This is a genomic window from Microbacterium sp. MMO-10 (genome assembly GCF_037148715.1).
Classification (GTDB): domain Bacteria; phylum Actinomycetota; class Actinomycetes; order Actinomycetales; family Microbacteriaceae; genus Microbacterium.
Genome location: NZ_JBBCSV010000001.1, coordinates 193,570 through 207,183 on the forward strand (window position 1 = coordinate 193,570; position 13,614 = coordinate 207,183).

Genomic DNA, 13,614 nt, shown 5'->3' on the forward strand with positions numbered 1-13,614 from the left:
AGGACCCACCATGTCCGGTACGCCGTCATCCGCGCCCATCACCGTCTCCATCCGCCGCGAGGTCGACCCCGCCCGCATCGCCGAGGCCACGGCCTGGGTGCAGACCGGGGTGAACCTCGCCAGCTCGCATCCCGGCTTCCTCGGATCCGGATGGGTGCGCGACGGCGACGACTCGCACCACTGGCACATGCTCTACCGCTTCGCGGACGAGGCGGCCCTCGACGCCTGGGAGGCCTCGCGCGAGCGCGCCTGGTGGCTGTCGATGGGCGAGGGGTTCGTGCGCAGCGAGCGCACCCGGCGGCGCACCGGGATCGAGGGCTGGTTCGACGAGCCGTCGACCGAGACGATCACCGTGCCGACCTCGACCGGGGCGACCACGGTGATGGTCGCCCCGTCGCCGCCCCGCTGGAAGCAGGCCGTGTCGATCTGGCTCGGATTCTTCCCGGTGAACCTCGTCTTCACGTACCTGATGAGCCCGGTGCCCGGCTGGAACGCCCTGCCGATCTGGCTGCGCGTGCTCGCCACGACGGTCGTGCTGACGCCGATCATGACCTACTGGGTGCTGCCCTGGGTGACCCGCTCGCTGCGGCGCTGGCTGAACCGGTAGCGCCGGAAGAAAGGATGATCGTCATTCCACAGGACGGATCCGGCCGGATCCTCCTGCGGAATGACGATCACCCTGTGGAAACGGGTCGAGCCGAGCGGGTCGAGCCGAGCGGGTCGAGCCGAGCGGGACCGGGTCCGTCAGCCCTCGATGTGCCGCTCGTCGACGCCGTTGTAGGCGGACAGCGGGCGGATCAACGCATTGGACGCGGCCTGCTCCATGATGTGCGCGGTCCAGCCCGTGATGCGGGCCGCGATGAACAGCGGCGTGAAGATCTCCGTCTCGAAGCCGAGCAGGTGGTACGCCGGCCCCGACGGGTAGTCGAGGTTCGGATAGATGCCCTTGCGCGCGACGAACTCGGCCTCGAGCGTGTCGTACAGCTCGGCCAGATCCGTGCGGCCGGTGTCGGCGATGAGCCGGTCCAGCGCCGCCTTCATGGTCGGCACCCGCGAGTCGCCGCTCTTGTAGACCCGGTGTCCGAAGCCCATGATCTTGCGCTTGCTCGCCAGGGCGTCCTCGAGCCACGGCACGACCCGGTCGGCGGATCCGATCTCCTCGAAGATGTGCATCACGGCCTCGTTCGCCCCGCCGTGCAGCGGGCCCTTGAGCGCCCCGATCGCACCGACGACCGCGGAGTACAGATCGGCCGTGGTCGACGCGATCACCCGGGCCGTGAAGGTCGAGGCGTTGAAGGAGTGCTCGGCGTACAGCACCATCGAGATCCGGAACACGTCCACGGCCGCCTCGGAGGGCAGCACCCCGAACGTCATCCAGAGGAAGTTCGTCGAGTAGTCGAGATCGGCGCGCGGATCGATCGGCGCGAGCCCCCAGCGGCGGCGCTGCACGGCGGCGACGATCGTCGGGATCTGCGCGAGCAGGTACACGGAGCGGCGGAGGTCGAGCTCGCGGTCGGTCCAGCCGCCGGGGCGGTGCAGGCTCGGGTCGAACGTGCCGAGCTGGCTGACCGCCGTGCGCACCACGTCCATCGGGTGCGCGTCGAGCGGGATCAGGTCGAGCAGGGCGAGGGTGCGCGGATCCAGCGGACGGAACGCCCTCTCCTGCGCCTCGAACGCGGCCAGCTGTTCGGGCGTGGGCAGTTCCCCGTTCCAGAGCAGGTAGGCCACGGCCTCGAACGACTGAGTCGCCGCGAGCTCCTGCACGGGATAGCCGCGGTACAGCAGGCTGTTGGTCTCGGGGTTGACCTTCGAGATCGCCGTCGTGTCGACGACGACGCCCGCGAGGCCCTTCTTGATGTCGGGGTCGCTCATGGTTCTGCTCCTTTGCAATACGCCCGCCCGGGGTCGTTGAGCGAGGACGCCGCAGGCGACCGAGACGAAACGGGGTCTCCTGCTGATCGCCGCGTTTCGTCTCGTCGCTGCGCTCCTCGCTCAACGACCCCGTAGCGGGGTGGTGTCGATGCGGAAGTTGAAGACGTTCGTGTCGAAGTGGTTGTAGGACTCGTAGTCGATGAGGTCGTACAGGTCCGCCCGGTGCTGCATCTCGCCGAGCTTCGAGGTCAGATGCCCCTCCTCGTTCAGCGTATCCAGCGCGCGCCCGGTCGCGCCCATCGCGATCCGCAGCATCGAGACCGGCCAGATCACGATGCTCACGCCGGCGTCCTTCAGCTGCTGCGTCGTGAACAGCTCGCTCTTGCCGAACTCTGTCATGTTCGCCAGGATCGGCACGTCGAGCTCGGAGGCCATCCGCTCGAACTCGGCGAGCGTGCGCATCGCCTCCGGGAAGATCGCGTCGGCCCCCGCGTCGACGAGAGCCTTGGCCCGGTCGACCGCGGCGTCCATGCCCTCCACGGCGCGGATGTCGGTGCGCGCCATGATGAGGAAGTTCGGATCCCGCCGGGCGTCGACCGCGGCCCTGATCCGCTTGGTCGCGGTCGACTCGTCGACCACGGCCTTGCCGTCCAGGTGCCCGCAGCGCTTGGGGTTGATCTGATCCTCGATGTGCGTGCCCGCGAGGCCCGCGTCCTCGAGGGTCTGGATCGTGCGGGCCACGTTCATCGGCTCGCCGAAACCGGTGTCGGCGTCGATGATCGCGGGCAGCTCGGTCATCCGGGCGATCTGCTGCCCGCGCCCGGCCACCTCGGTGAGGGTCGTGAGGCCGATGTCGGGCAGGCCCAGATCGGCGGAGAGCACGGCGCCGGAGATGTAGACCCCGTCGAAGCCCTTCCGCTCGATGAGCCGCGCGCTCAGCGGATTGAACGCCCCGGGGAACCGCAGCAGCTCCCCCGCGGCGAGCCGCTCGCGCAGGATCCGCCGCTTCTCCGCGGCCGGGGTGGTGGCGTACAGCATCAGTACACCTCCGAGTCACGCCGGGTCCCGGAACACAACGCAGGAAATACCGTCGTGACCGACCCGGATCCAGCCGCAAGCCGCAGGATCTCCTGCGTCGTTTCACGGCACCGCATCAGAACAGCCCCTTCGGGGCGGGAGCGGCGGCGAGCACACCGGGTGCGGCGACGATCGAGAGCGCGCCGACCTCCTCGGCGGTGAGCTCGGGCAGGCGCTGGACGAGTTCCAGGAACCGCTCGATCTCGGCGGGCTCGAGCACCGGCTCCGCGAGGATCCGGAACTTGCGGATGTAGTCCTCGCGGGCGAACGGCCGCGCGCCCAGCGGATGCGCATCGGCGACCGCGATCTCATCGGTCACCGTCTCGCCGTTCGTCAGGCGGATCTCGACGCGACCGCCGAACGCCTTCTCGGCGATGTCGTTCGAGTGGTAGCGGCGGGTCCACTCCGGGTCCTCGAGCGTGGTGATCTTGTGCCACAGGGCGACGGTGTCCTCGCGCTGTGCGCGCTCGGGTGCGTAGGAGTCGACGTGGTGCCAGGTGCCGTCCTGCAGGGCCACCGCGAAGATGTACGGGATCGAGTGGTCCAGCGTCTCGCGCGACGCGTGCGGGTCGTACTTCTGCGGGTCGTTGGCCCCGGATCCGATCACGTAGTGCGTGTGGTGGCTGGTGTGGATCACGATCGACTCGATGTTGGCCGGATCCGCCAGCTCGGGCCGCTCGTTGTGGAGCTTGCGCGCCAGGTCGATCCAGGCCTGCGCCTGGTACTCGGCGGAGTGCTCCTTCGTGTAGGTGTCGAGGATCGCCCGCTTGGACTCGCCGGCCACGGGCAGCGGCACGTCGTACGACGCGTCGGGGCCGTCCAGCATCCAGGCGATCACGCCGTCCTCGCCCTCGTAGATCGGGCTCGGCGAGGTCTCGCCGCGCATCGCCCGGTCGACGGCCTCGACCGCCATCTTGCCGGCGAAGGCGGGGGCGTGCGCCTTCCATGTGGAGATCTCGCCCTTGCGGCTCTGCCGGGTGGCGGTCGTGGTGTGCAGCGCCTGTCCGACGGCCTGGTAGATCGTCTCGACGGGGAGGCCGAGCAGGGTGCCGATGCCGGCGGCGGCCGACGGCCCGAGGTGGGCGACGTGGTCGATCTTGTGCGCGTGCAGGCTGATCGCCTTCACCAGATCGACCTGGATCTCGTAGCCCGTCGCGATGCCGCGGACCAGAGCCCGGCCGTCCGCGCCGACGTGCTGCGCCACGGCGAGGATCGGCGGGATGTTGTCGCCGGGGTGCGAGTACTCGGCGGCGAGGAAGGTGTCGTGGTAGTCGAGCTCGCGCACGGCCACGCCGTTCGCCCAGGCGGCCCATTCGGGGCTGGTGCGGCGCTCGAGCGCGCAGCCGAACACCGTGGATCCGGATCCGTTCACCGAGACCGGGTGGTCGAGCGCCTGCTGGCGGGCGGCGCTGACGGGGGCGCGGGTGAGCGAGGCGGCCGCGACGGACGCGTTGTCGATGACGCGGTTGATGATCATGTCGACGACGTCGGCGTCGACCTCGACTGGATCGGCGGCGATCTCGGCGATGCGCCAGGCGAGCTGCCCCTCGCGGGCGAGTTGCTCGTCGCTGCGGTGCACGCGGAGGTGGTGGGTGACGGTCATGCGCTGGCCTTCTTTCCGGTCGTGGAGGTCTCGGGATCCGCGCCGGCGAGCGAGTCGAGGATGCTCGCGAGCGCGTTGTGCAGGTGGACGTGGGTGGCGTGCGCGGCGAGGTCGCCGTCCCCGGATCCGATCGCCTCGGCGATCAGGCGGTGCTCGCCCGCGCTCGCGGCGAGGCGCGCGGGCTTGTCTCGCGCCATCCGGCGCACGCGCACGAGGTGCGTGCGCACGGTGCGCAGCGCCGCGGTGAGGTAGTCGTTGCCGACGGCGGCGTCGAGCGCGTCGTCGAAACGGCCGATGAGCGCGTAGTACCGCGCGCGCCCCTCGTCGTCGCCGAGTGCTTCCGCAGCCTGGGCGAAGCGCTCCGCCAGGGCGGTGAACTCGGTGCGGTCGGCAGCGGAGGCGGCGGCGCGCGCGGTGCTCTCCTCGAGCGCCCGGCGCAGGACGAACAGGTCGCGGATGTCGTCGGCGTCGATCGCCGCGACCACGGTGATGCGCGGCGAGAGCTGCTCGACGAGCCCGTCCGCGGTCAGCCGCCGCAGCGCCTCGCGCAGCGGCGTGCGGCTCACGCCGAGGCGTTCGGCCTGCTCCACCTCGGCGAGCACGGTGCCGGCGGCGAGGGATCCCGATTGGATCTCCTCGAGCAGCGCACGGTAGGCGAACTCCCCCGCACGCATCCCTTCGGCGACGATGGTCATGCCATCAGTGTATACACAAAGAACTTAGGAAGGGAACTTTTCCCGAATTCTGGCTTATTCCGTATACATTGTGGATCAGCGCAGGGTCTCGACCGGCTCCGGCACCGCCTCCGGATCCACCTCGTCGACGACCGGCTCGCCGAGCTTCACCAGCACCACTCCCACGAGCACGAGCGCACCGCCGAACGCCTGCAGCAGATCGGGAAGCTGCCCGAGGAACAGCCAGCCGAACAGGAGCGCGGCGATCACCTCGCTCAGCGCGACGAACGAGGCGAAGCGCGAACCCAGCCGACGCGTCGACACGATGCCGAGCACGTAGGCGAGCGCCGTCGCGATCACGCCCACCGCGAGCACCGGCACGAACCACGGCAGCGTGCCGAACCGGTAGGTGACGTCCTGGGTGTTCCACGTCATCGGCAGGATCCCGGTCGCCCCCGCGACGCTGAGCCCGATCGCTCCGATCAGGAGGCCGAGCCCCGCGAGCGCGATCGGGGGCAGGCCCGTGTCCCCGCGCCCGGAGAGCAGGAAGTAGGTCGCCGCGCCCACCATCGCGCCGAGCGCCCACAGGATCCCCACCGGATCGATCCGGGATCCGGTGAAGATCTCCAGCATGAGCACGAGTCCGATGAACGCGACGACGGCGCCGATCATGCCCTTCGCGCCGGGCCGCTCGCCGCGGCGGAGCCAGAGCCAGAGCACCACGGCGATCGGCGCGGTGTACTCGATGAGGAGGGCGAGGCCGACGTCCATCACGGCCACCGCCTGGAAGAAGCAGAGCTGCGCGGCCGTGACCGCGAGCAGACCGTAGACGACGATCATGCCGGCGTTCTTGCGCACCGTGCCCCAGCGTCCGCGCAGGGCGAGCAGGGTGGGCACCAGCAGCACGAGCGCCGCGACCCACATGCGGACGGTGACGGCGGCGCCGGGGCTCCACCCCGCGTCCATGAGGCCGCGCGCCCACGCGCCGCTCATCCCGAAGGACAGGGCCGCGCCGAGCGCGAAGACCAGCCCGGAGCGCACTCCGGCGGCCCGAGTGTCATTCGCCACTGTGCTCATGACATGTGACGCTACCCGTCCACGATGTAAGCTGTCAACATGATCTTCACCGATGACACCGAGGAGACCCTCCGGGCCGCGGTGTGGCTCGTGAACTCGGCCGAGGATCCGGACACGCTCTCCTCCCTGACCGACGAGGCGGCCTTCCTCGACCAGTTCCGGTACACCGGTCGCATCGATCGCGACGAGGACGAACTGGCGGGACTCCGCGGGATCCGCCCTCAGCTGCGCCGGATGCTGCTCGCCGACCGCGACGACATGGCCGCCGAGGTCAATGCGGCCCTCGCCGGCATCTCCCTCGCGCCGCGCCTCGCCCGGCACGGCACGGTCGACTGGCACCTGCACGCGGTGGCCGACGATCACCCGCTGCCCGAGCGCGTGATCGTGGAGACCGCGATGGCCCTCATCGACGTGATCCGCGCCGAGGAGGGATCCCGCATCTCGGTCTGCGCCGACGACACCTGCGAGGCTCTCGCGCTCGACCTCTCCCGCAACCGCTCGAAGCGCTACTGCTCCACGGCCTGCGCGAACCGCAACGCCGTCGCGGCCTACCGCGCCCGCCGCGCCGAAGCCTGATCCCTCCTCCTCCGCCCCTCCCTCCCCTCCCCTCCTCCTCCGAGTCGTCCCCCTGAGGCCGGGCTATAGGTCGTGCTCAGGGGGACGACCCGGAGTGGGGGCGCGCGGGCGGGCTACTCTCGTTGACATGACCGCCGACTGGACCGGATCCGCCATCGCCCTGCTCGAGGCCGACGGGAACCGCAGCGCCGACACGCATCTGCACGTCTTCCCGCTGCCGGCGGAGTGGGGCATCGACCTCTACCTCAAGGACGAGTCGGTGCACCCGACCGGATCCCTGAAGCACCGCCTCGCCCGCTCGCTCATCCTCTACGGCCTGGTCAACGGGCGGATCCACGAGGGCACGACCCTGGTCGAGGCGTCGAGCGGATCCACCGCCGTGTCCGAGGCGTACTTCGCGCGGATGCTGGGATTGCCGTTCGTCACGGTCGTGCCGCGGTCGACGAGCCAGGAGAAGATCGATCTCATCGAGTTCTACGGCGGACGGTGCCACTTCGTCGACTCGGGGGCGGCGATGTACGCCGAGGCCGAGCGTCTCGCCTCGGAGTGCGGCGGGCACTACCTCGACCAGTTCACCTACGCCGAACGCGCGACGGACTGGCGCGGCAACAACAACATCGCCGAGAGCGTGTTCAGTCAGCTCAGCCGCGAGCGGCACCCGATCCCGAGCTGGATCGTCGTCGGCGCCGGCACCGGCGGCACGAGCGCGACCTTCGGGCGGTACGTGCGCTACCGCCGTCACGACACCCGCATCGCGGTCGTGGATCCGGAGGGCTCGGCCTTCTACGGCGGCTGGCGCGCCGGGGATCCGTCGTTCACGACCGGAACACCGAGCCGCATCGAGGGCATCGGGCGACCGCGGGTCGAGCCCTCGTTCGTGCCCGGGGTGATCGACGAGATGATCCCTGTGCCCGACGCCGCCTCGATCGCCGCGGTCCGGCTGCTCAAGCAGCGCACCCTGCACTGGGCCGGCGGGTCGACCGGCACGAACCTCGTCGGTGCGTTCCAGCTCATCGCCCGGATGCTCCGCGACGGCGAGAGCGGCAGCGTGGTGACCCTCATCTGCGACAGCGGCACCCGCTACCTCGACACGTACTACTCCGACGACTGGGTCGCCGGCCAGGGCTGGGATCTGGCCCCGCATCGAGCGCGGATGGAGCACTTCCTCACCTCCGGGGAGTGGCCGGAGCACTGACGCCCCGGCCCCCGCGCCCCGCGCCCCTTTCCGCACCCCTTCCGCGCCCCTTCCGCGCCCCTTCCGCGAGACCGAACTTGCGTCCCGAGACCGAGGTTCTCATCGTCGGTCTCGCGACGAGGGTTCGGTCTCGCGGTCAAGGGGCGGGCTCGCCTACGCTGGCGACATGACCACGCTCATCCTCACCGTCGTCGGATCCGACCGCCCCGGCCTCGTCGCGACCGTCGCGCACATCGTCGACGAGCACGGCGGCAACTGGGAGAACAGCCGGCTGGCCGAACTGGCGGGCACGTTCGCCGGCGTGATCCAGGTGTCGGTGCCGATCGAGCGGGTGGAAGAGCTGCGCGCGTCCCTGAGCGGGCTCGAGGGGCTGCTCACGATCGCCGTGCACCCCGGATCCGGATCCGAGGCCACCGAGACCCCGCAGGAGCTCTCGATCCAGGTGCTCGGCAACGACCGCGCGGGCATCGTCCGCGAGATCACCGCGGTCCTGAACGCGAGCGCGCTGAGCATCGACAGCATGACCACCGAGACCCGCGACGCGGCGATGGCCGGCGGCCGCCTGTTCGAGGCGTCGATCCTGGCCCGCGTACCGGCAGATGCGGATCCGGAGGCCCTGCGCAGTGCCCTGGAGCGGATCGCGCACGATCTCCAGGTCGACATCACGGTCGCCTGAACCCCCGTTCCAGCGCCCTCGCGCGCCTCGCGCCCGCCGTATTCAGGCTGGATTCGGTCCGCGGCGCCGTGTTGACGCGCACACCGACATCCACCGCCGATCCAGCCTGAATTGCGCACCGGCGCACGGGCGGACGGTGCGACACAAGCCGGCCCGGCTGCAGAGGCACGGCTGGGACGACACCACGAACCGTCTGACCGGGTCCGGGCACGCGAAAGGCCCGCACCGGCGACGCGGTGCGGGCCTTTCGACCTCAGACCAGGCGGGCCTTCGGGGAGACCTCGTAGGTGTCGGCCGGGTCGTCGTTGATGACGCCCGCGAGCGCCTCGTCGATCGCCGCGAGCGTGCCCGCGTCCAGCATGACCCCCGAAGCCTTGACGGTGTCGGCGAGTTGCTCCGGGCGGGAGGCGCCCACGAGCGCCGCGGCCACGTTCTTGTTCTGCAGCACCCACGCGATCGCGAGCTGCGGCATCGTGAGGCCGGCCTCGGCGGCGATCGGCTTCAGCCGCTGCACTGCGGTGAGGATGTCGTCCTGCAGGAGCCGCTGGATGAAGTGCGCACCCGAGTGCGGATCCGTCGCGCGGGAGCCCTCGGGCACAGGCTGCCCCGGCAGGTACTTGCCGCTCAGCACGCCCTGCGCCATCGGCGACCAGACGATCTGCGAGATGCCCAGCTCCTCCGACGCCGGAACGACCTTGCCCTCGATCACGCGGTGCAGCATCGAGTACTGCGGCTGGTTCGAGATGAGCTGCACGCCCAGCTGCTTCGCGAGTGCGTGGCCTTCGCGCAGCTGCTCGGCGGTCCACTCCGAGACGCCGATGTAGAGCGCCTTGCCCTGACGGACGACGTCGGCGAAGGCCTGGAACGTCTCCTCGAGCGGGGTCTCGTAGTCGAACCGGTGCGCCTGGTACAGGTCGACGTAGTCGGTGCCGAGTCGCTTCAGGGATCCGTTGATCGACTCGAGGATGTGCTTGCGGCTGAGGCCGGTGTCGTTCGGACCCTTGGGGCCGGTCGGGAAGTAGACCTTGGTGAAGATCTCGAGGCTCTCACGGCGCTGACCGGCCAGCGCCGTGCCCAGCACGACCTCCGCCGCCGTGTTGGCGTAGGTGTCGGCGGTGTCGAACGTCGTGATCCCGGCGTCGAGCGCGGCATGCACGGTCTTGACCGCGGCGTCGTCCTCGACCTGCGACGCATGCGTGACCCAGTTGCCGTAGGTGATCTCGGAGACTTTCAGACCGCTGTTGCCCAGGTATCGGTAGTTGACCATGGATCCATGGTAGGCGTGACCGGACACATCGAGGCCCGTCCGCGTCATCCGCCGAGACGGATCCGCGCGCGCGTCCCCGTCCACGCCTCGCCGACGCATCCGCTCCCGTCGCAGAAACTGCCGCTTTCCGGTCGTCTTGCCGGCACTTTTCGCGACGGGAGCGGGAGGGGCGTCAGACCCGGGCACTCTCCGGCTGCTCGGCAGGAGCCGTCGGGTGCGCGGACGACGGCGCCGGGTGTGCCGACGCGACACCGGGGTGCGCGGGGACGGGCCACGACGGGGCGCCCGCCACTGCGGGCGGCGCCGCGGCGACATGCGGGGGCTCGGCACGGTGCGCGGGCACTGCGGCGGGCGGCGTGACCGGGAGCGCCGTTGTGGGCGCGTCCGGAGCGTGATCCGCAGCGCCTGCCGCGGCCGCCGGGGCGGGTTCCGCCTCCAGCGGGGCCGCGGGCGCCGCCTCGACGGGGGCCGCCGGTTCCGCGGATGCGGCCGCGACCTCGGCCTCGTGCGCGTCGGCGAAGGCGCGGTGCTTCGCCTCCTCCGCGATGATCGCGGCACGGTCGCGGTAGCCCTTGGAGGTCACGCGGTCGAGCTCGACCTGCTTGGCGATGGCCTCCGCCTTCTCGTACAGCGACGGATCCCCCCAGCTCGTCAGCACCTTCACGATCACCGGCAGCAGCTCGATCATGAAGAACAGCGCCGCGATGAGCCAGTGCGCGAAGCCCAGCACGGGCTCCTTCGCGGAGAGACGGTCGAGGGCCGAGATCTGGCTGAGCAGGCCGACCGCACCGGCGTTCGTCCCGGCGACGTCAGCCGCCCGCGCGTTGTACGCATCGAGCGCGGCCTTGTACGCCTGCTCCGCGGCGGGGATCTGGTCCTTCGCCTGCTGCCGGTTCTGCGTCTCGGTGGCCGAGGTCGCCGTCTTCGACGACGCGTCGGCGGACTCGAGATCGGTGTTCGCCTGGCGCAGCTGCGCGGCGAGCGCGTCGTAGGTCTGCTGCGCCTGGTCGAGCTGGGACTTCGCGGCGGTCGAGCTCGCGCCGTCTCCCTGCACCCCGGTGCAGCCGGGCACCGTGCCCGCACCCTGGCCGGTCAGCTCGCACTGGTACAGCGCACGGGCCTGGTCGATCACCTTCTGCTGATCGGTCATCTGCGCGGTGATCTTGGTGACCGTGTCCTGGGCCGCCTTCTGCGAGGCGGAGTCGCTCGAGGTGCCCTTCACGATGCCCGTGGACGCCTGGTTCTGCAGGTCGGCGAGGCGGGTGGAGGCGGCGTCGAGGGCCTTCTTCTCCGGTCCGGTCGCGACCGCCTTCTGGTCGCTCTGCGCCTGGACCAGGTTGGTGGCGGTGACCTCACGTGCGATGTCGTTGTGGAACGCCTGCAGCACGATCGGCTCGGCCACGACGAACCCGATGATCGCGGCCATGAGCACCCGCGGGATCGCGAGCCCGAGCAGCCGCCAGAAGTTGCGCGTGGAGCGCATCGTCGAGGTGAGGAAGCGGTCGAGGTTGAAGATCAGCAGCGCCCAGACGACCGCGAGGGGCACCGCGAGCCACACCAGCACCTGCACGCCGGTCGTGAGCGCGAAGAGCATCGACAGCGCCGAGACCAGCGCCGTTCCCGCCAGCACGAAGAACATCTGCACGAAGCGCGGCTGCTCGCTCGGCACGCGGTCGAGGATCGCCCCGTCGGCGCCGCCGAGGATCGCCAGCCGACGCCAGAACCAGCCCTGCGGACGCGGCTCGCGCGGGGGCTTCGGTGCCTTCGGGGGCTTCGTCGGGGCCGGTGCCGGAGCGGCGACCACGGGGGCGGGCGCCGGCTCGGGGACCAACGGCTCGTCCGCGGGCGCCTCGGCCGCGGAGAACAGCTCCTCGATCCGATCCGGCTCGCCCTCCGACGCGGGGGCGGGCTCCGGCACCGGAGGACGCGGCGGGACGACCGGCTCGATCGGGGTCGTCACGGCTTCGTCATCGACGGGCGCCTCGGCGGGGTCGGATCCGGTGGGCGTGTAGTCGCGCACGAAGATGAAGGGGTCCTCCGCCGTCGGGTCGGCGGGGTTCGCGGGGTCGGGCTGTCCGTCGACGTCGAAGGCGATCCGGCCCTGGGAATCCATGCGGCCAGGGCGGTGGGCGGAATAGGACATCCCATAACTGTACGAAAACCCGCCTGGAAGACCCCCGGGCGAACCCTGGAAGAGACCCCTGCGGATCCGAGGCGCCCGCTATGCGCGCGCGGATCCGGGGCGCCCGACACCTCCCTCCCGAGTTTCCCTCTCCGCAGCGCCTTTCCCTCCCCGCACCCGCGCCGCTGCGGGGAAGGAAGGCCGGCCGGAGGAGAGAGACGCGGGCGAGCGCGCACACACGGAAACCGCGGCAGGGGCGCTACCGAGGACCGCGGAGGGGCGCGTCACACCCCGAGGTGCGCGGCGAGCTCCCGGTCGAACGCCGCGGCCTCGTCGAGGTGCGGGGCATGGCCGGCCTCGGGCAGGGCCACCTCGCGGTACTCCCCGCCGGCGGCGGCGTAGCGGTCGAGCACGGCGCGGGTCTGGGTCACCATCGGCTGCGCCGGGGCGACGTCCTCTCCCGGCCACCCCGGGATGATGCCGAGCGCGCCGAGGTGGTTGAGGTCGAAGAACGACGCGTCCGAGACGATCGCGTCCTTGTCCCCGTGGATCCAGAGGATCCGGGGCTTCACCGCGAGATCGACGATGCCGGAGAGATCGAGGTGCTGCGGCGCCATCGTGTTGAGCACTCCGCGCCCGCCCGCGGCGAAGCCCGGCCAGTTCTCGGATCCGACGGCGTCGCCCGGGTAGTTGTCGAGTCCGGTCTTCGTCGTCAGCATCGACGCGACCCAGAGGTCTTCGTGCGCGGTCTGCGTCTCCGGCTTCGCGACGTACGCGGTGCGGTAGACGGTGCGCGGTGAGGTCTGCGCCTCATCCGTCGTGTCACCGGCCTCGAGCCGGGCCACGAAGTCGCGGTTGGCCCCGCCACCGCCCGTGCCCGCGCCGTCGGCATCGTTGCGGATGCCGTCCGCACCGTGCGTCCCGCCGAACCCGTAGGGCGAGACGGGTGCCTCCAGCGTGAGCGAGAGGATCCGCTCCGGCGCGTCCAGCGCGACCTGCAGCACCACGCCGCCGCCCATGCTCCAGCCGACCAGGTGCACCGCGTCGAGCCCGAGCGCGTCGAGCACCGCGCGCACGTCGTCGGCGAAGTCGCGCAGGCCCCGGGTCGCGTCGACCGGCCTGGTCTCGCTGTCGCCGAAGCCGCGGAGGTCGATCGCGAGCGCCCGGACATCGGCCGGGAGGGCGAGCATCGTCGGCTGATAGAAGAGCGCGGACGATACGTTGCCGTGCACGAACACGACCGTGGCGGCGGGCGAAGCCGGATCCGCCGCGGGGCGCTCGAGCACGTTCGCCCTGTAGCGCGGGGTGTCGACCTGCTGGGCCGTGATGCCGTCGAGCAGTGCGGGAGTGGTCATGGCGGGCTCCTTCGGGAGAGCGGGCGGCCCCTTCGACAGGTTCAGGAACCGGGTGAGGGAGGAGGGAACAGGAACCGGGTGACGGAGGGGGGATCGGGGACCGGGTGAAGGCGGAAGCGA

At 70.9% G+C, this 13,614-nt stretch carries 12 protein-coding genes; 4 read left to right on the forward strand and 8 right to left on the reverse strand.

Annotated features, from left to right (window positions below; translation table 11 throughout):
• The first annotated feature begins 10 nt into the window (after positions 1-10).
• Positions 11-607 carry an antibiotic biosynthesis monooxygenase gene (locus WFJ17_RS00790; protein WP_251442596.1) on the forward strand — a complete coding sequence of 199 codons (597 nt, stop codon included), beginning with the start codon at positions 11-13 and terminating at the stop codon, positions 605-607.
• Positions 608-744: 137 nt separating this feature from the next.
• On the opposite strand, the gene WFJ17_RS00795 is transcribed toward WFJ17_RS00790, so the two are convergent.
• The 5 genes from WFJ17_RS00795 to WFJ17_RS00815 all read right to left on the reverse strand — a co-directional run bounded on the left by WFJ17_RS00795 (position 745) and on the right by WFJ17_RS00815 (position 6,303).
• Positions 745-1,872, reverse strand: a complete 1,128-nt coding sequence (locus WFJ17_RS00795) for a bifunctional 2-methylcitrate synthase/citrate synthase (RefSeq protein WP_336647398.1) — start codon at positions 1,870-1,872, stop codon at positions 745-747.
• A 120-nt stretch (positions 1,873-1,992) separates the two neighbouring features.
• A complete protein-coding gene (prpB, locus tag WFJ17_RS00800; protein ID WP_336647399.1) occupies positions 1,993-2,910 on the reverse strand; it encodes a methylisocitrate lyase in 918 nt (305 codons plus the stop codon).
• 115 nt (positions 2,911-3,025) lie between these two features.
• Positions 3,026-4,552: an MmgE/PrpD family protein gene (locus WFJ17_RS00805; RefSeq protein WP_251442607.1), complete on the reverse strand. Its 1,527-nt coding sequence runs from the start codon at positions 4,550-4,552 to the stop codon at positions 3,026-3,028.
• The gene (locus WFJ17_RS00810; protein ID WP_295034137.1) at positions 4,549-5,226 is read right to left on the reverse strand and encodes a GntR family transcriptional regulator; all 678 of its coding nucleotides are present in this window, start codon (positions 5,224-5,226) and stop codon (positions 4,549-4,551) included. The genes WFJ17_RS00805 and WFJ17_RS00810 overlap by 4 nt, the downstream gene beginning before the upstream one ends.
• Positions 5,227-5,322: 96 nt before the next feature.
• A complete protein-coding gene (locus tag WFJ17_RS00815; RefSeq protein WP_295034134.1) occupies positions 5,323-6,303 on the reverse strand; it encodes an EamA family transporter in 981 nt (326 codons plus the stop codon).
• Positions 6,304-6,342: 39 nt separating this feature from the next.
• On the opposite strand from WFJ17_RS00815, the gene WFJ17_RS00820 reads away from it, so the two are divergent.
• The 3 genes from WFJ17_RS00820 to WFJ17_RS00830 all read left to right on the forward strand — a co-directional run bounded on the left by WFJ17_RS00820 (position 6,343) and on the right by WFJ17_RS00830 (position 8,750).
• Positions 6,343-6,879 carry a CGNR zinc finger domain-containing protein gene (locus tag WFJ17_RS00820; protein WP_251442612.1) on the forward strand — a complete coding sequence of 179 codons (537 nt, stop codon included), beginning with the start codon at positions 6,343-6,345 and terminating at the stop codon, positions 6,877-6,879.
• A gap of 127 nt (positions 6,880-7,006) precedes the next feature.
• Positions 7,007-8,074, forward strand: a complete 1,068-nt coding sequence (locus tag WFJ17_RS00825; RefSeq protein ID WP_251442614.1) for a PLP-dependent cysteine synthase family protein — start codon at positions 7,007-7,009, stop codon at positions 8,072-8,074.
• A gap of 166 nt (positions 8,075-8,240) precedes the next feature.
• Positions 8,241-8,750 carry a glycine cleavage system protein R gene (locus tag WFJ17_RS00830; protein ID WP_292883403.1) on the forward strand — a complete coding sequence of 170 codons (510 nt, stop codon included), beginning with the start codon at positions 8,241-8,243 and terminating at the stop codon, positions 8,748-8,750.
• Between the two features lie 253 nt (positions 8,751-9,003).
• Here WFJ17_RS00830 and WFJ17_RS00835 read toward each other — a convergent pair whose 3' ends face one another.
• From WFJ17_RS00835 to WFJ17_RS00845, 3 genes are all read right to left on the reverse strand, one after another.
• Complete coding sequence (locus tag WFJ17_RS00835) at positions 9,004-10,017, reverse strand: aldo/keto reductase family protein (RefSeq protein ID WP_336647400.1); 1,014 nt, start codon at positions 10,015-10,017, stop codon at positions 9,004-9,006.
• Positions 10,018-10,189: 172 nt separating this feature from the next.
• Positions 10,190-12,160 carry a DUF4407 domain-containing protein gene (locus tag WFJ17_RS00840; protein WP_336647401.1) on the reverse strand — a complete coding sequence of 657 codons (1,971 nt, stop codon included), beginning with the start codon at positions 12,158-12,160 and terminating at the stop codon, positions 10,190-10,192.
• Between the two features lie 263 nt (positions 12,161-12,423).
• Positions 12,424-13,494 carry an alpha/beta fold hydrolase gene (locus tag WFJ17_RS00845; RefSeq protein WP_336647402.1) on the reverse strand — a complete coding sequence of 357 codons (1,071 nt, stop codon included), beginning with the start codon at positions 13,492-13,494 and terminating at the stop codon, positions 12,424-12,426.
• Between the last annotated feature and the right edge of the window lie 120 nt (positions 13,495-13,614).